Annotated in this window: 17 protein-coding genes and 1 pseudogene; 7 read left to right on the top strand and 11 right to left on the bottom strand. The window is 65.4% G+C overall.

Annotated features, from left to right (window positions below; all coding sequences use genetic code 11):
* Positions 1 to 34 precede the first annotated feature (34 nt).
* The 3 genes from G6N33_RS24960 to G6N33_RS24950 form a co-directional block, all read right to left on the bottom strand.
* Positions 35 to 289: a hypothetical protein gene (locus tag G6N33_RS24960; protein WP_044506072.1), complete on the bottom strand. Its 255-nt coding sequence runs from the start codon at positions 287 to 289 to the stop codon at positions 35 to 37.
* A gap of 115 nt (positions 290 to 404) precedes the next feature.
* The gene (locus G6N33_RS24955) at positions 405 to 1,850 is read right to left on the bottom strand and encodes an amino acid permease (protein ID WP_044506075.1); all 1,446 of its coding nucleotides are present in this window, start codon (positions 1,848 to 1,850) and stop codon (positions 405 to 407) included.
* A 192-nt stretch (positions 1,851 to 2,042) separates the two neighbouring features.
* Positions 2,043 to 3,056 carry an NADP-dependent oxidoreductase gene (locus G6N33_RS24950; RefSeq protein ID WP_044506077.1) on the bottom strand — a complete coding sequence of 338 codons (1,014 nt, stop codon included), beginning with the start codon at positions 3,054 to 3,056 and terminating at the stop codon, positions 2,043 to 2,045.
* Positions 3,057 to 3,104: 48 nt separating this feature from the next.
* On the opposite strand from G6N33_RS24950, the pseudogene G6N33_RS24945 reads away from it, so the two are divergent.
* The 3 genes and pseudogenes from G6N33_RS24945 to G6N33_RS24935 form a co-directional block, all read left to right on the top strand.
* Positions 3,105 to 3,194 (top strand): annotated as a pseudogene (locus tag G6N33_RS24945) (class I SAM-dependent methyltransferase); the annotation flags it as partial.
* Positions 3,195 to 3,245: 51 nt separating this feature from the next.
* A complete protein-coding gene (locus tag G6N33_RS24940; RefSeq protein ID WP_044506079.1) occupies positions 3,246 to 4,097 on the top strand; it encodes a TIGR03560 family F420-dependent LLM class oxidoreductase in 852 nt (283 codons plus the stop codon).
* 56 nt (positions 4,098 to 4,153) lie between these two features.
* Positions 4,154 to 4,804, top strand: coding sequence for a hypothetical protein (locus G6N33_RS24935; protein WP_044506080.1), 651 nt, complete (start codon positions 4,154 to 4,156; stop codon positions 4,802 to 4,804).
* A gap of 4 nt (positions 4,805 to 4,808) precedes the next feature.
* Here the strand turns inward: G6N33_RS24935 and G6N33_RS24930 are convergent, their stop codons facing one another.
* A complete protein-coding gene (locus G6N33_RS24930) occupies positions 4,809 to 5,636 on the bottom strand; it encodes a glycoside hydrolase family 16 protein (RefSeq protein ID WP_044506081.1) in 828 nt (275 codons plus the stop codon).
* Positions 5,637 to 5,904: 268 nt separating this feature from the next.
* Positions 5,905 to 6,261, bottom strand: a complete 357-nt coding sequence (locus G6N33_RS27905; RefSeq protein WP_155945860.1) for a hypothetical protein — start codon at positions 6,259 to 6,261, stop codon at positions 5,905 to 5,907.
* 227 nt (positions 6,262 to 6,488) lie between these two features.
* On the opposite strand from G6N33_RS27905, the gene G6N33_RS24920 reads away from it, so the two are divergent.
* Together G6N33_RS24920 and G6N33_RS24915 are read left to right on the top strand one after the other, a co-directional pair.
* Entirely contained in the window at positions 6,489 to 6,728 is a 240-nt protein-coding gene (locus G6N33_RS24920; protein WP_044506082.1) for a hypothetical protein, read from the top strand.
* Positions 6,729 to 6,778: 50 nt separating this feature from the next.
* Positions 6,779 to 7,549 (top strand): glycerophosphodiester phosphodiesterase family protein, encoded by a 771-nt coding sequence (locus G6N33_RS24915; protein WP_196806439.1) that lies wholly within the window; start codon positions 6,779 to 6,781, stop codon positions 7,547 to 7,549.
* Here G6N33_RS24915 and G6N33_RS24910 read toward each other — a convergent pair whose 3' ends face one another.
* Positions 7,550 to 8,173, bottom strand: coding sequence for a cutinase family protein (locus tag G6N33_RS24910; RefSeq protein WP_101528294.1), 624 nt, complete (start codon positions 8,171 to 8,173; stop codon positions 7,550 to 7,552).
* A 177-nt stretch (positions 8,174 to 8,350) separates the two neighbouring features.
* On the opposite strand from G6N33_RS24910, the gene G6N33_RS24905 reads away from it, so the two are divergent.
* Entirely contained in the window at positions 8,351 to 9,034 is a 684-nt protein-coding gene (locus G6N33_RS24905) for a class I SAM-dependent methyltransferase (protein WP_044506086.1), read from the top strand.
* Here G6N33_RS24905 and G6N33_RS24900 read toward each other — a convergent pair.
* The 3 genes from G6N33_RS24900 to G6N33_RS24890 are packed head-to-tail and all read right to left on the bottom strand — an operon-like array spanning position 9,015 to position 12,086.
* Complete coding sequence (locus G6N33_RS24900) at positions 9,015 to 10,091, bottom strand: glucosidase family protein (RefSeq protein ID WP_044506088.1); 1,077 nt, start codon at positions 10,089 to 10,091, stop codon at positions 9,015 to 9,017. The two genes, G6N33_RS24905 and G6N33_RS24900, sit on opposite strands and share 20 nt — an antisense overlap.
* Positions 10,078 to 10,836, bottom strand: coding sequence for a class I SAM-dependent methyltransferase (locus G6N33_RS24895; protein WP_044506089.1), 759 nt, complete (start codon positions 10,834 to 10,836; stop codon positions 10,078 to 10,080). Before G6N33_RS24895 ends, G6N33_RS24900 begins: the two co-directional genes overlap by 14 nt.
* A complete protein-coding gene (locus G6N33_RS24890; RefSeq protein WP_044506090.1) occupies positions 10,830 to 12,086 on the bottom strand; it encodes a glycosyltransferase family 4 protein in 1,257 nt (418 codons plus the stop codon). Before G6N33_RS24890 ends, G6N33_RS24895 begins: the two co-directional genes overlap by 7 nt.
* A 561-nt stretch (positions 12,087 to 12,647) precedes the next feature.
* Between G6N33_RS24890 and G6N33_RS24885 the strand changes: the two genes are divergently transcribed.
* The gene (locus tag G6N33_RS24885) at positions 12,648 to 13,433 is read left to right on the top strand and encodes a DUF1906 domain-containing protein (protein ID WP_408632747.1); all 786 of its coding nucleotides are present in this window, start codon (positions 12,648 to 12,650) and stop codon (positions 13,431 to 13,433) included.
* A 6-nt stretch (positions 13,434 to 13,439) separates the two neighbouring features.
* Here the strand turns inward: G6N33_RS24885 and G6N33_RS24880 are convergent, their stop codons facing one another.
* Positions 13,440 to 14,315 carry an alpha/beta fold hydrolase gene (locus tag G6N33_RS24880; RefSeq protein ID WP_044506091.1) on the bottom strand — a complete coding sequence of 292 codons (876 nt, stop codon included), beginning with the start codon at positions 14,313 to 14,315 and terminating at the stop codon, positions 13,440 to 13,442.
* A gap of 183 nt (positions 14,316 to 14,498) precedes the next feature.
* Complete coding sequence (katG, locus tag G6N33_RS24875) at positions 14,499 to 16,739, bottom strand: catalase/peroxidase HPI (protein ID WP_044506092.1); 2,241 nt, start codon at positions 16,737 to 16,739, stop codon at positions 14,499 to 14,501.
* Positions 16,740 to 16,748 lie beyond the last annotated feature (9 nt).

Raw genomic sequence — 16,748 nt, 5'->3', positions numbered from 1 at the left:
ACTTCCGGCACTTCTCCGACGGCCGTCAGCGGCGTCAAGATCCCTTGTTGTAGCGGGTGAGGAAGCCGACGGAGGCCACCGCGGCCGCCGTGCCGATCACTCCCCAAAGGACCAACTGGAATGCCATCGCGCCGAAGAACCAACCGAATGTCATTCCGATGTACAGCATCCAGATCAGCCGGAAAAAGCTCCACACCGCAAGCAGGCCGGTGCTGATTCCGATGTACAGGCTGCGCTGCCGATCGACGCGGTTGATCTGCTCTTGGATGCTGGTCGGCACGATGTTCATTTGCGGTCTTCCTTTCCTGGGGCGCCACCTCCGTGGCGGCGTCGTTGCGACAAGTACAGACGCGCGGATCGGCTACCGATCCCAACAACGTGCCCGCCCCACCAAGCGCGCGCGATCAGCCTGCGCTGTCGCCCGGGTGTTGCATCTCGGCTTGGAACTGGCGATACCGAGCGGCGTGGCTGGGACGGCGACGGATTACCAGCCAGCCGGCCGCGAGCACCAGAAACCACACCGGAAACCACGCCAACGCCGCGGCCGTGTCGTCCTCGGTGCCAAGGGCCCACAGTACGAACGCGAAGAACGCCAGGACGCCCCAACACATCACCACGCCACCGGGCATCTTGAAGCTCGAGTCCGCATGGCGTGCGGGATGCCGGCGCCGGTAGACGAGGTAGCTGAGCACGATCATCGCCCAGACGAACATGAACAGCAGCGACGCGACGGTCGTGACGAGCGTGAACGCCCCCATGACCGAGCCGCCGACGTGCAGCAGCGGGATCACGATCAGAAGCAGGGCGGCGGTCACGAATAGGGCGGGTGCCGGCACGCCGCCGGCGTTGAGCCGACGGAAAAGTGCCGGCGCGCTGCCCTCATCAGCCAGGCCGTACAGCATGCGACCAGTGGAGTACATGCCGGAATTGGCCGATGAGGCGGCCGCCGTGGTTACGACGAAGTTCACGATTGACGCCGCGCCGGCGATGCCGGCCAGGGAGAACATCATCACGAACGGGGACTCGTCGCCGGCGAACCGCCGCCAGGGCACGACCATCAGGATCGTCAGCAGCGCACCGATGTAGAAGATGGCGACCCGCAACGGCACCGCATTGATTGCGCGTGGCAGCGTGCGGCGCGGGTTTGCCGTCTCGGCCGCGGCGGCGCCGACAAGTTCCACACCGACGAAGGCGAAGAACGCGATCTGGAAGCCGCCGACCATACCCATGAACCCGGTGGCGAAAACGCCGCCGTCGTCCCAGAGGTTCTCGATCGACGCGCGATCTCCTTGCGGCGAAACGAAATTCGTCGCCACCAGGAAGACCCCGACGACGATCAAACACGTGATCGCGGCGACCTTGATCAGGGCGAACCAGAATTCGATCTCCCCGAAGTTACGCACGCTGAACAGGTTGAACAACAGGATCACGGCGCACGCGGCCAGCGCCGGCACCCAAGCCGGGACGTCTGGCCGCCAGAACCGCACATAACCGGAGATCGCCACCAGTTCGGCGATACCGGTGGCGATCCAGGCAAACCAGTACGACCAGCCGACGAAGAAGCCGGCCGCGGGGCCCAGGAGATCGGCGGCGAAGTCGACGAACGACTTGTAGTTGAGGTTCGACAACAGCAGCTCGCCCATCGCGCGGAGCACGAAGAACAAGAAGAACCCGATGATCCCGTAGACCAGCACGACCGACGGACCGGCGCGGGCGATGGTTCGCCCCGCGCCCATGAACAGTCCGGTCCCGATGGTGCCGCCGATCGCGATCAACTGGATATGGCGGTTGGCCAGGCCTCGATGCAGCTGCGAGGCCGCCGCACGGGTATCGGCGCCAACCTGGCTCATGCGTCACGTCCTCGCGGGTTTCGAATCGCCGGCGATCGAGCAGGTACTCATAGTGGCACTCAGAGCCCGACCACTCCGATTGTCAACGGAGGTACCTGCGCCTCCCGCGCCGCAAATGAGCACTCCCTGCGACATTTCGTCCGATTTCCCGCTGCGTGCACCTTGGGGCGAAAGGACGGCTAGAAAGGACGGCTAGCCGGACGTCTTCACGACGAGCTTTCCGACGTTCCTGCCGTCGAACAGCATGTTGATCGCGGTCGGCAGTTGTTCGAAACCCTCGACAACGGTCTCCAGCGGTGTGAGCTTGCCCGCGGTGATCAGTGCGGCGATCTCGCCGGCTGCCTCGGCGGAGCGGCTCAGGTGATCCAGCACGATGAAACCCTGCACCGTGGCCCGCTGGATGAGGAGATTGCCGAAGGCGCGCGGCCCGGGCGGCGGGTCGGCCTCGTTGTATCCGGAGATCAGGCCGCACAGTGCGACGCGCGCACCGATGTTCAGCCGCGCGAAGACCGCGTCCATGATGGCGCCGCCGACGTTCTCGAAGTCGACGTCGATGCCGTCGGGTGCCGCCGCCCGAAGTTGTTTGGACCAGTCGTCGGCGCGGTAATCGACCGCGGCGTCGAAGCCCAGTTCCTCTGCCAGCAGCCGGCATTTGTCCGGCCCGCCGGCGATACCCACGACGCGCGCGCCGTCGGCCTTGGCGAGCTGCCCGGCAACCGAACCGACCGCACCCGCGGCGGCCGAGACGACCACGGTCTCACCCGGCCGGGGCTTGCCGATGTCACGGATCCCGATCCAAGCGGTCAGGCCGGTCATCCCGAGGGCGCCGAGATACGCGCTGGGCGAGACCCCGTCGGCGACGTCGACCGCGAACAACGGCGCCGAGTCGGAGGCGACCACATATTCCTGCCATCCCACCAGGCCCTGGACGATCTGACCGACCGGGTAATGGGGGTTCTTCGAAGCGACAACCTCGCCGAGCCCAGCCGCCCGCATCACCTCGCCGATCCCCACTGGGGGCAGGTAGGTCGGGGTGTCGTTGATCCAGGTGCGGTTGGTCGGATCGAGCGAAATCCAGTCGATCCGGACGAGCGCCTCGCCGTCCTCGAGCTCCGGGACGGCCTCCTCGCTGAGCTCGAAGGTGTTGGGACCGATGCGGCCACTGGGACGCTCTCGCAACAGGAAGCGACGGTTTCGATCAGGCATGAGCGAACGCTACGCCGGGCGAGTGCCGCCGGTGCTATAACCCCACCTATGGCCGACCACACCGTCACTCACGTCTCTGACACCGCCCACTGGACGGCTTTGCATCGCGCCACCGAGTCGGCTCGCCCCGACGCCCTGCTGACCCACTGAGCAAGATCTGTCCGACGCCGGCGATCCTAGGATTGCCGCATGCGCATTTCGGTGAAGTTCGATCTGGGATTTTCCTACTCCGATCTCGACCGGCTGTGGCGCACTGCGGACCGCCTCGGTTTCGAAGAAATCTGGGACTACGACCACTTCTACGGGCCGACGGAGGACACCGATCCGACCTTCGAGGGCTGGACCGCCCTGGCCGCGCTGGCCGCTATCACCACGCGGGCGCGGATCGGATGCCTGGTGTCCAGCGTGACCTTTCGCAACCCGGCCGTGCTGGCCAACATGGCAGTCACCGTGGACCACGTTTCCGGCGGACGCCTGAACTTCGGGATCGGCGCCGGTTGGCGTGAGCCGGAGCATCGTGGCTACGGGATCCCTTTTCCCGGCCCAGGCACGCGTGTCGCGATGGTCGACGAGGCGCTGACCGTGATCCGCAAACTCTGGACGGAGGACTCGGTCACGTTCCGTGGACGCTTCTTCACCCTCGAGGATGCGCTGTGTGCACCCAAGCCGGTGCAGCGTCCGCACCCGCCCATCGCCGTCGGCGGCAGCGAGCCCAAAATGATGCGCGTCATCGCCCGCCACGCCGATGTCTGGAACATGCCTGCCACCGGGGGACCCGAAGCCTGGGGAGCGGCGAATACCAGGCTCGACCAGGCGTGCGCCGAGATCGGCCGGGCACCGGCCGAGGTGCTGCGCTCAGCGCAGGTGTCGTTACGCCCGGACGAACTCGGGCAGGTGGAGGAGCAGCTGAGTTTGGTGCCCGCCTTCGAGCGACTCGGCTGTCAGCAGATGGTGCTCACCTTCCGTCAGCCGCCGACGGAGGCAATGCTCGAACGTTGCCTCGCGCTGCATTCGGCTCCGGCGCCATCGGCGCCTCGCTAGCCATTTTCTCCGCGAAAGCGCGTTCACGACGCGCCGGCATGGCGGAGTCTTGGCCTATGCACGCAGCGCGCATTCTTGCGGTCGCCGTCGCGGTGCTGGCTTGGCCGAGCATCGCACACGCCGACCCGTCGCCAACCCAACAGATCACGACGGTCGCCGTCGGCTCGCACGGGCAAGCCGTCAACGGCTATCGCGAAACACCGCCCGACGGGAACATCGCCGTTGTCGACGACTGCGGCACACCGTCGCCCTCGGCGGTGGCCGACAACGTGTACGCATGCTCGCCAAGCGCGGCCGGTGCTGCCACCTGCTGGCCATCGACGCCGGGATCCCTACTGTGCGTGGACGACCCATGGGAGCATCGTCTGCACCGGGTTACCTACCGCGGTCAACTGCCGCCAGTGCAAGCGCCGAGCTCCCCGCAACCGTATGCTCTGCAGCTCGACGACGGCACCCGCTGCCTGATCCGCAATGGAGGAGCGTGGGGCAGCCGCGACGATGGATACGTCGGCGCCTACTGGTGCGGGAATTCCGGTGCGAGCCCGCCGGTCTTGAGCCCGCCGGGGGCGCGTAGTTTCGTCGACACCTCCGGCCCGGTGTGGACGGTCGAAGTCGGGCAACTCGGTGCCCCGGGAGCCCACTTTCCACCGCCCCAAGTTCACGCCGTAACGAGTGCGTGGTTCGCCGGGGACCGAATCCCGGGCTGACGGGTTACCAGACTCTTATCCAGTCGACCAGCATGTCCGCCGGATAGCTACCCGGCCCGGGATCGCCGCCGCCGGAGCCGGCGACCGCCAAGTTGAACACGGGATAAACCGTGTAGCCGGGGCCGTTGAATGGCCAATCCGGAAGCGAACTCGCCGGCACGTCGAAATAGGGCTGCGCGCCATCGGAATAGTCCTTCCAGAACCTGATGCCGGCCTGGTCCCACTGGCACCGCCAGGTGTGCCAGCCGCTGTCGACGGCAATATTGTGAGTTTTCCACTCGCCGCCGTTCGCCTTCGCGTGCACGGTGGTCGCCGACGGCCAGTTGCCGTTGCCGTACCACTCCATGACGTCGATTTCGCCCTGATCGTCGTTGCCGAGCCAATAGGCGGGCCAGGCGCCGGCGGTGAGGCAGTTCAACTTAATCCGCGCCTCCCAGGTGTGGCCGACGCCGCCCCGCCACAGGCTTTGGACTTTGCCGCTGAAGTAGGTGGGACCATCCTTGGCCGCCCGCAGCACCAGGTTGGAGTTGCCGTCCACGAACACGTTGCGGCGGTCGTCGCGATATTGCCCGATGTGCTCGGGCAGCTCCCAGTACGTCGGGTCCTTGATTGTCTCGCGGGCCTTGGCCACCGCCCACTTCGACGGATCGGGTGCCGAACCGGCCGGGCCGTCGAACTCGTCGGAGAAGATATAGCTTCCGGCCTGGCCGCTGGGCGCGCTGGGGAGCGGCATCCGCCCTGGATAGGCCCGGGCCGCAGGGATGGGCAGCGTGGTCGCCAGCACGCCGAGCCCTGTCGTCAGCAGCATGCGGCGCCGGTCCATGTCTGGCATAAGCAAGCGACGATAGCAGCCCCGGTCGCAGCGGGTCGAAACGGAAATTCTGTCGGTGGCCGTCGTTAACATTTTGGCCGCAGCAGACGGAAACGCCCGGCGGCACAGTCGTAGGCGGAGATTTGGGAGAAATTCACGGCCAATTCTCATGTTTACGCCTGGTTTGGTCTCAGGATTGGCTGGGCATCCTTGACACGAACAGATAACACGCTTGTAGCTTTGCGGCTGAGTTGGGCTCTGAGAGGAGTTGACAGTCATGGCTAACACATCAGAAGCGACGGTAATTTTCCTCCAATCCCATCCCGCGTGGATTGCCGCCCAACGCCGTGAACGCGAGCGCAGCGAATCGATGCGCCGCCACCCGTCCGCCCGGAAAGTCCCCGCCGCCGCCGTCACTGACCGCGCCGTCGCCGCTGGCAGCCGCCATTTCAAGGTTTACTCGTCCGGCGATACCCCCGCCTGACATTTGTCGGTGCGCGGCTAGCTCCGGGCCATGCCGCCGCGCATCACCGGCCAATAACTGACGCCAAAGAAAATTGTTTGGCGCACCGCGTCCGTTTTCCAAACCAGCGTCCACGCGCAGGCTCATCCGACCGCTCTCGACGCAGGTTTGCTGTTTCAACATCCTTCGCGAGTCTCGCTCTTATTCCGCTGCGCGGAATTGAGCGTTTACTTTCGCGGCCATTACTACTACCCTACGTAGTAGGTCAGGTTGGCGAGCTGCCACGCCGCACAACTCGGCGCCACTACCCGCGCACCGCTCGCCGTGATGGTCGGCGGGATGATCCGAGGAATTTTCGTGGTTGTGGGTGTGGTGTCAGTGCGGCGACCATGCAGGATGGGGCGATAAGAATGCTGCACATTGAGGAATACGTCGGCATCATCATCGGGGCACGGCAGACACGTCGGACGAGAGCCCTAGCCAACCCGGATCAGCCCCGCGGCACCCTCTTCCACGAGCTGAAGCGTCACATCGAAGCGCACGACCGTGCTGTCGACGACGTCCGGGTCGTCAGCGCAATCGACACCGGCCAGGCCGACGACACCCACCAGCCGGTGCGGCACTGGTACGACGTCGTCTACGAAGCCTGAGCGCGGGCTGCGAAGTGTCCGGACCCATGAGTGAGCGCCCCACGGCCAGCGTGGAGTTTCTGCGCAGCACCGGGCGGATCGCCATGGCGCATCGGGGCTTCACCTCGTTCAGATTTCCGATGAACAGCATGGCCGCGTTTGCCGAAGCGGTGCAGCTCGGATTTCGCTACCTCGAGACCGACGCTCGCGCGACCCGCGACGGGGTCGCGGTCATCCTGCACGACCGTCAGCTTCCGCTCCATGCCGGGCCGCATGAACCGGTCGATCGACTAGCCTGGCGCGACGTGCGCCGGGTGGATCTCGGTGCAGGGGAGGCGGTACCCACCTTGGAAGACCTCCTAGTCGGGCTGCCGGACGTGCGGGTCAACATTGATATCAAGGCGGCGTCTGCCGTCGAACCGACCGTCGAAGTCATCGAACGGCTCAAGGCCCACGATCGCGTACTGGTCACGTCGTTCTCCGACCGACGACGCCGCCGCGCGCTGCGCCTGTTGTCCCAGCGTGTGGCCAGCTCGGCCGGGACGGCGGCGTTCCTGGCGCTGGTGGCGGCCCGGACACCGGGCAGCCGCGCCTATGCCTGGCGGATGGTGCACGACAGTGACTGCTTACAACTGCCGCCCCGGCTGGGTCGCGTCGCCGTCCTCACTCCGGCCGTCGTCCGCGCGGTGCACGCGTCCGGGCGTCAGGTGCACGCGTGGACCGTCGACGACCCGGTGACCATGCACGCGCTGCTCGATATCGGCGTCGACGGCATCATCACCGATCGCGCCGACCTGCTCCGGGACGTGTTGATTGGCCGCGGCGAGTGGGCGCCACAGTAGCTACAGTTTGCTCGCCGCGAAGTCGGCGGCCTGATTGGCCATACCGGCATCGATATAGGCGCTGGCAAGATGCTGCGGCCAGTTCTGCTTCCACGTGTTTGGGTCGGCCGGGTTGCAGACGGGGTCGGCGCCGTGACACAACTCGATAGTCCGGTCGTTGTAGGTCGGATTGAAGTTGGTGATCGGACCCACCCATTGGCTGCCGTTGCCGAACAACGCGACAGCGGCGATGTGTTGATCCATGCCCGGCGGCAGCGGGCTGTCGAAGCCGAACGCACCGATCGGGGCGGCCAGTACGACGTCGGTGACCGCGGCGCCGAGCGAATACCCGCCCAGCACCAAGCGGGTGTCCGGGCAGCTATTGACCATGTCCTGGATGTGGTGGCTCATGTCGTTGGCGCCGACGTCCACCTCCGTGTCCGCCGGATACCGCACCGCATAGGAACTGAATGTCTTGTTGGCGATCTTGGAGCGCAAACTGCTGATAAAGGCATTGCCGAGGACACCCGGCCCCGGCGACTCGTTTCGGCCGCGGGCAAAGATGACCTGGACCTGAGGACAGCTTGCGGCCGCGGTGGGCACTGCCCCCGACAACCCGTACGGCACGACCGCGGGAAGCAACATCAGGGTGCCCGTGACGAGGATGGTTGCCAGGCCCGCACCCACCGACTTAGACATGAGTAGAACGCGCACCAGACGATGTTAAGTCGAACGCGCTTCGACCGCTGGCCTTGGCGACCTCTTAGCCGCAAGGCGCTACCACGGTGTGGGCGAGGCTTCACTTAACGGTAGGTTCGGTTGATGAGTCACACCGACACGAGCGCACCCGAGCGCCTGTTTGCGCTGGCCGAACGGGTAACGGGGTTCATGCCCGAAGAGGAGGGCCGCGCGCTCTACGACGCGGCGCAGCGGTATCTCGATGGCGGCGTCGGTGTCGAGATCGGGACCTACTGCGGCAAGTCCACCGTCCTGCTCGGCGCGGCGGCGCAACAAAGGAACGGCGTGCTCTACACCGTCGACCATCACCACGGCTCGGAGGAACATCAGGCGGGCTGGCAGTATCACGACTCCTCGATGGTCGATGAGGTGACCGGACTGTTCGACACCCTGCCGACGTTCCGTCGCACACTCGACGCCGCGGGGTTAGACGACCACGTGGTGGCAATCGTGGGCAAGTCGCCGGTGGTGGCGCGCGACTGGCGCACACCGCTGCAGTTCTTGTTCATCGACGGTGGTCACTCCGAGGCTGCGGCCACCGCAGACTTCGACGGGTGGGCGAAGTGGGTACGTGTCGGCGGGGCGCTCGTCATCCACGACGTCTTCCCCGATCCCGCCGACGGTGGCCGACCGCCGTACTACATCTACTGCCGGGCCCTCGAATCCGGTCAGTTCCGAGAGATTTCCGCGACCGGGTCGCTGCGGGTGCTGGAGCGCACCGGCGGTCAGGTGGGCGAGCCGATCGAGGTCAGCGGCCGGGTCCGGTGACGACGCACTCGCAGTCGAAGTCGTTCTGCAGACCGATCGGTAGCTGGTCGCCGCGGAAGATTCCCGCACCGCCCGTCGTGTCCGACAGGGCATCCGCGGCCAGAATCACCGCTGCGCCCGTCCACGTGGTGCGCTCTTCGGGCCAGCGCTTGCCATCGGCGAACACCAAACCAGTCCAATAGGATCCGTCGCGCTCGCGCAGGTGTTGCATCGCCGCGAACTGTGCTCGCGCCGCTGACCGTTCACCCATTGCCTCGAGCGCCATCACCAGCTCACACGTTTCAGCACCGGTCACCCATGGCCGGTCAGCCACGCACCGAATGCCGAGACCGTCGACGACGAAGTCGTTCCAGCGTTGTTTGATGCGCGCGGTGGCCGCCGGGCCGCGCAACGCACTGCCCAGGATGGGGTAGTACCAATCCATGGAGTAGCGGTCTTTCTCGGTGAACGCTTCCGGGTGCGCGACCAGCGCATGGCCTAGCCGACCCAACGCGAGTTCCCACTCCGGCTGCGGATCGTCCACCAGGGCCGCCAGCGCCAGCGCGCATCGAATGCTGTGGTACACGCTGGCACAACCCGTGCGCAGGGCCTCCGGCACGGGCCCGGTTTCTGTTCGGGCCCAATAGATCTCGCCGTATCCGACTTGGAGGTCGATGACAAAGTCGATCGCTTTGCGCACGACCGGCCACATCGACGCGGCAAAGGCATGATCACCGGTGACCAACGCGTAATGCCAGACACCGGTCGCAATGTACGCGCAGAAGTTGCTGTCGCTGTTGACGTCCTCGATCTTGCCCGAGCGCAGCTGCAGCGGCCAGGAACCATCGGCCCGCTGGCTTCGACGACTCCACTCGAACGCGGCGCGCGCGGGCTCGAGCAATCCGGCGGCGGTGAGCGCCATGGCGGACTCCACGTGATCCCAGGGGTCGGTGTGACCGCCCTCGAACCAGGGCAGGGCACCCGAGGATTCTTGCGCGGCGGCGATGGACAGGGCTGTCTGGCGACACTGCTCCGGACTGAGCACACCCGGAACCGCCGGCGTGTTAAATCGACGCAACTGAATACCCCTGCGTTGCCGCGACCGCTGCCGCCGGCGGTTTGGTGAAGTACATCGCCACACTCTTGCCGACGACCGGATTGAGCACCGATTCGGCGATCCGGGTAAGCCTTGGGCGCCGCATCAGGTCCCACACCAGCAGCTTGTGATATGCGCTCACCGCCGGATGGTCGGAATTCTCAACGCCTACAGCACATTTCAACCACCAAAATGGCGAATGCAATGCGTGCGCATGATGGGCATGCGCCAGGTGTAGCCCGCCCCGCGCGATCTTGTCCCGCAGTTCGCTGGCCCGGTAGATGCGAATATGACCGCCCAGGTTCGCGTGGTATTCATCCGACAGCAGCCAGCACACCTGTTCGGGCAGCCAGCGCGGCACCGTGACCACCAGCGTGCCAGCGCATTTGAGCACCCGGATCAGTTCCGCAATCGCAGCGTCGTCTTGGGTGATGTGCTCGAGGATTTCGGAGGCGATCACACAGTCGAATGTCTCGTCGCCATAGGGCAGGCTCAACGCATCGCCGACGACCGTCTTCGCCGAGGCACCAGCTGGCACCTCGCCGTTTTCGGCCATCGCTTGCAAGATGGCGTCCACCGATTGCAGTTCCGCTTCGTCACGGTCGAATGCGATGACGTCGGCGCCGCGCCGGTACGCCTCGAAGGCGTGCCTGCCGGCTCCGCAGCCGACATCGATGACCTTGGCGCCTGGCCCGATGGCAAGCCGATCGAAATCGACTGTCAGCATTGCCCTTCGCCTTCGGCGACAGCCTTCCGTGCGATTGCCCGCTGGTAGACCCGTACTGTTTGCGCAGCCACCGCCTCCCAGCTGAACACGTTGACCGCACGCGTCCGGCCCGCCTTGCCCAAGCTGCGGCGCTTCTCCGGCGAGTCGAGCAATTCGCCGAGCGCATGAGTGAGCGCGTCGACGTCGGCGGGAGGCACCAGTTCGGCGCACGCGCCGTCGGTGCCCAGCACTTCGGGTAGCGCACCGACCCGGCTCGCCACAATCGGGGTGCCGCTCGACATCGCCTCCACAGCCGGCAGCGAAAACCCTTCGTAGAGTGAAGGAATGCACGCCACCTCCGCCGAGGCGAACAGCGCGGCCAGCTCCGCATCCGACAGCCCGCTGCTGATGTGGACGATATCGGAGATCCCCAGTTCCGCGATGAGTTTGTGGGTGGGACCGTTGGGTTCCACCTTGGCGACCAGTCGCAACTCCACGTCGCGGTTAACCCTCGTTTTGGCGACGGCGTGCAACAACGTACTCACGCCCTTCAGCGGGGTATCGGCACTGGCTATCGCGATGACCCGACCAGGTTGCCGTGGTCCCGAACCCGGTTTGAACAGTTCGGTATTGACGCCCAGCGGGACGACGTGGAGCTGATCAGGCGAGACGCCGAAATCGGAAATAATGTCGGCGGCCGAGGACGACGACACCGTTAACAGGTCCTGGATTTGACGAGCCACCTGTTGCTGCATGCCCAGGAAGCCATACCACCGTCGCACCAACGGTTTTCGCCACCATTTCGCCGCATCGACGTCAAGCACCCGATCACGCGTGATCGGGTGATGCACGGTGGCAACCACCGGCATCCCGGTGGCGGCGATGGCCAGCAATCCGGTGCCCAGACTCTGGTTGTCATGGACGACGTCGAAATCGCCGGCTCGTTCGGCCAGTAGCCGCGCGACTCGCAGCGTGAATGTCCGCGGTTCCGGGAAACCGGCGGTCCACACAGTCAGTAATTCCCGCAGGTCGATGGTGTCGCGGATTTCGCTGGGGCGGGGGATCCGGAACGGGTCTGGCTCTCGGTACATGTCCAGGCTGGGCACCTCGGTCAAGCGCACCCGGGGATCGAGTAGCTCCGGGTACGGCTGCCCGGAAAAAATTTCGACTTCGTGACCCAACTCCACCAGACCGTGGCTGAGATGTCGTATGTAGACGCCCTGCCCGCCGCAATGGGTCTTACTACGGTAGGACAGCAAGGCAATTCGCATACTCAACTCTTCTTTGCTGGTCAAGGAACGCGGAAGGGCGCCGAATCCATTGCGATCAACGGGCTCCCGAACTCCGTGACAGCAAACTGGACATGTGTCCAGACTATAGTTCGATCAGCTAATCGACGCAACGCGCCATCGGCGCCCTTCAATACTAGGTTTCGCCGACGCCGGCCCGACGGCTAGGTCCTTGGGATAACTGATCGCCGCTGCCCGACGACGCTAGGCGCACGGATCATGTTGGGGCCCAATGCACTGACCGCGCCCCGGCACGCCCGGGCTGGTGTTTGCTAGTACACGGCGCCGACCGGATGGCTGAAGTTACCTCGCGCCCGGTTCCGTCCAGAACCTTGCGGCGAATCCGGGCGTTATCGTCGTCCGGTTCGATGTAAATGCTATTTACATTGCGGCCTGCGACCCCTGGCTCATCCGGTCACCGAGCACGACGGCACCCGGCGTGATGATCGGTGAGCTCACGGCGGCGTTCATTGTTGCCGACCACCCGCCTTGAGACGACGCAATCCGCAGCCACGGCGACGGCGAATCCGCTACCATCGCGCCGTGCCCGATTCGGCTGCGCCACGCTCTGTTTCACGTCGCAACGTCCTCAAGTACGCCCTATCACCCGCGCTGCTGGGCGTGGCAACGCTGCCCGTCGGCACACCGCCCGCATCGGCGGCCAACATCAGGTTGATCGACTTCGCGGAGAAGCGAATCCCCCCGGAGGAGATCAAATCCGCCGGGTACGCAGGGGTGATCAACTACGTCTCGACGGAACGGCCTGGAGCGCATTTCGAGGCCAAGCCCATCACCCGCGAATACGCGGACGCCTTGCGCGCCGCAGGCCTGCAGATAGTCAGCAACTTTCAGTATGGCAAGCCCGGATGGCCGGCTACGCCGTCGGACCTCACCCGCGGCCGCGACGGCGGGGTGGCGGACGGGCAAACAGCGTTGCAGCTGCACACCGCGGCCGGGGGACCGAACTCGGCACCGATCTTCTTCAGCGTCGACGACGACATCGACGTGAATACGTGGAATACCCTTGCTGTCGAATGGTTTCGGGGCATCAACTCGGTACTGGGCGTCGGCCGCACCGGCATCTACGGTCACTACAACGCATGCGGATGGGCGATCCGGGACGGCGTGATCGGAAACTCGACGAGCGCCGGGCACCGCTGGGCGTGGCAAACCAAGTCGTGGTCCCACGGGCAACGCGAACCGATGGCAGTGCTGTACCAGGAAATCGTCAACAGCCCGTCCAACCCCGGCCCGCTGTTGGGCGGCATCAACGTCGACGTAGACGAAGTGCTCGCCGACGACTACGGGCAGTGGGATCTCAACCGCTGACGAGCGCTAGACACGCGCCGGCACCGAGCGTCCGGTCTCCTGGGGCGTGGTCGAAGAGATGAAGTCCTCCAAGATCTCCACCACGGCGCTCGGGGCTTCGGCGTGGGGGAAGTGCCCGACGCCCTTGAGCACCTCGAGACGACTGCCATCCAGCGCATCGTGGGCAGCATAAGCGTGGGCGACCGGAATGATCCGATCTTGATCGCCCCAGATCAGGATGCTCGGCAACCCGGCCGCGACATGCAGCTTGTTCAGTGCGCTGACGGCCTGACCGCGGTAGTCCACCACCGAACGCAGCGTCCGCAGAAACGCCTGACGGGTCCGCGCATCGGACAGTGAGCAGTAGGCCTGCCACATTTCACCGGCGCGCGGCGCCTGAATGCCCGCCGAAGTCAGCCACGCACCCAGCTTGTTGCCGAGGTTCAGCACCGGTCGCGGCGCGACAACCGGCAACACCAGCTCGGCACCGGGCGCGGACAGCAGCCGCAACACGGGACTGAGCTCCTGTCCGAGACCACCGCTGCCGATCAGCGCGAGCCGCTCACAGTAGTCGCGGTGCTGGTGGGTGAACTGCATCGCGATACCGCCGCCCAGCGACTGGCCGACCACGGTCGCACTGACCACGCCGAGTTCGTCGAGCAGGTCGCGCAGGAAGACCGCGAACGCGCCCAGCGAATAGTCGCCCCGCGGTTTGGCGGACTCGCCGTGTCCCAGTAGATCGGGAGCGATCACCCGGTATTTTTTGGACAGCGGCCCGATGATGGCGCGCCAGGTAGCGGAGCTGCCCGCCATGCCGTGGATCAGCAACAGGGCGTGGCCTTGGCCGGCTTCCCGATAAGCGATTCGGTCGCCGTGCAATTCGAGGTATTTCAAGTCGCTCATGTCAACCGTTTACCCAGCTTCAGTCGAGGGACGCCTCACCAGCGTACGCAAACCTACGGTCTCGTAGGTTACTAGTGGGTAATAGTGTGCCCAGGCTCACCCAAGCGCAAACAGGCGACACCCCGCGAGCCGAAGCGCCCGCGGGGTGTCGTGTGCTGTCAGTCTGACCGACTCAGGCCGATATCAGGCAAGGTCGAACCGGTCGGCGTTCATGACCTTGACCCACGCCGCGACGAAGTCCTCCACGAACTTCCCCGCACTGTCATCCTGCGCATAGACCTCGGCCAATGCCCGCAGCACCGAGTTCGACCCGAACACCAGGTCGTTCGCGGTCGCCGTCCACTTGACCGCCCCGGTGGCCCGGTCGTGGCCCTCATAGACGTTCTCCTGGGTCTGCGACGGCTTCCACTCCGTGCCCATGTCCAGCAGGTTGACGAAGAAGTCATTTGTCAACGCACCTGGCCTGTCGGTGAACACCCCATGCTTGGTACCGCCGTGGTTGGCGCCGAGCGCACGCAGACCACCGACGAGCACCGTCAGCTCCGGGCCCGATACCCCCAGCAGGTAGGCCCGCTCTTGCAGCAGCTGCTCGAGCGGGGCCTTTTCCCCAGGACGGATGTAGTTGCGGAACCCGTCCGCCCGGGGTTCAAGCACCGCAAACGACTCCACATCGGTGTTCTCCTGGGAGGCGTCGGTGCGTCCCGGCGCGAAGTGCACCGAGATCTCATAGCCGGCGTCCTTGGCCGCCTTCTCGACCGCTGCCGATCCGGCCAGCACGATCACGTCGGCCAGCGAGATCTTCTTCCCACCGGAGGCCGACGCGTTGAAGTCCTGCTGGATCTTCTCCAGCACCGGCAACACCTTGTCCAGCTCGGACGGCTCGTTGACCTCCCAGCTGCGTTGCGGCTCGAGACGTAACCGCGCCCCGTTAGCCCCACCGCGCTTGTCGGTGCGACGGTAGCTAGACGCTGCCGACCATGCCGTCTTCACCAACTGCGGAACCGACAGGCCCGACTCGAGCACCTTCTTCTTCAGACCCGCCACGTCTTTGTCGTCGACCAACTCGTGATCGACGGCCGGGACCGGGTCCTGCCACAGCTGCGGTTCGGCAACCCACGGTCCGAGGTAACGGGTGATGGGTCCCATGTCGCGATGCAGCAGCTTGTACCAGGCCTTGGCGAAGGCGTCGGCCAGCTCTTCGGGGTGGTCCAACCAGCGCCGCGTGATGTCGCGATAAATCGGCGACTCGCGCAACGCGATGTCGGTGACCAGCATGGTGGGTGCCCGGCCCGGCCCGCCGAACGGGTCGGGGATGGTCCCGGCACCGGCGCCGTCCTTCGCGGTGAACTGCCAGGCGCCCGCCGGGCTCTTGGTGAGTTCCCACTCGTAGCCGTACAGCGTCTCGAGGAAGCTGTTGTCCCACTTGGTCGGCGTGGGCGTCCACACCACTTCCAGGCCGCTGGTGATCGCGTCCTTGCCCTTGCCGGTGCCATAGGAGCTCTTCCAGCCCAACCCCTGCTGCTCGATGGGGGCGGCCTCCGGCTCGGGACCCACCAGGTCGGCATCACCCGCACCGTGCGTCTTGCCGAAGCTGTGACCGCCGACGATCAGCGCGGCCGTCTCCTCGTCGTTCATCGCCATCCGGCCGAACGTCTCGCGAATGTCGATCGCGGCGGCGACGGGATCGGGCTTGCCCTCGGGGCCTTCGGGGTTGACGTAGATCAGGCCCATGGTGGTCGCACCGTAGGGCTGGGCGAGATCGCGTTTGCCGGAGTAGCGCTTGTCGGTGCCCAGCCAGGTGTCCTCCTCGCCCCACAAAATCTCCTCGGGGGCCCAGACATCTTCGCGGCCGAAGCCGAAGCCGAATGTCTTGAATCCCATGGACTCCAGCGCGCAGTTGCCGGCGAACACGAGCAGGTCGGCCCACGAGATCCTGTTGCCGTACTTCTTTTTGATCGGCCACAGCAGCCGGCGGGCCTTGTCCAGGCTCGCGTTGTCCGGCCAGCTGTTGAGCGGCGCGAAGCGCTGCATGCCCTGTCCGCCGCCGCCACGGCCGTCGAAGATGCGGTAGGTACCCGCGGCGTGCCAGCTCATCCGGATGAACAGGCCGCCGTAATGGCCGTAGTCAGCCGGCCACCAGTCCTGCGAGGTAGTCATCAGCGAGAACAGGTCACGCTTGAGCGCCTCGACGTCGAGCTTGGCGAACTCCTCGGCGTAATTGAAGTCCTCCCCGAAGGGGCTCGCCTGAGGGTTGTTCGGGTGCAAGGTCGAGATGTCGATCTGGTCCGGCCACCAGTCTCGATTGGTTAGCGGCGCATGCGCTTTCGGCTTTGGTGAAGGGATTGCCGGATTTTCGCTTTCGCTGGTGCTGGCCGTCTTTTCATTCTCGTGGGGTGGGCGGCTCTGGGAGATGTCGGATGACACAGCGTTCCT

It is taken from the genome of Mycobacterium simiae, assembly GCF_010727605.1.
Taxonomy (GTDB): domain Bacteria; phylum Actinomycetota; class Actinomycetes; order Mycobacteriales; family Mycobacteriaceae; genus Mycobacterium; species Mycobacterium simiae.
The sequence above is the reverse complement of the archived record's forward strand: the minus strand, read 5'-3'. Positions and strand labels throughout refer to the sequence as shown.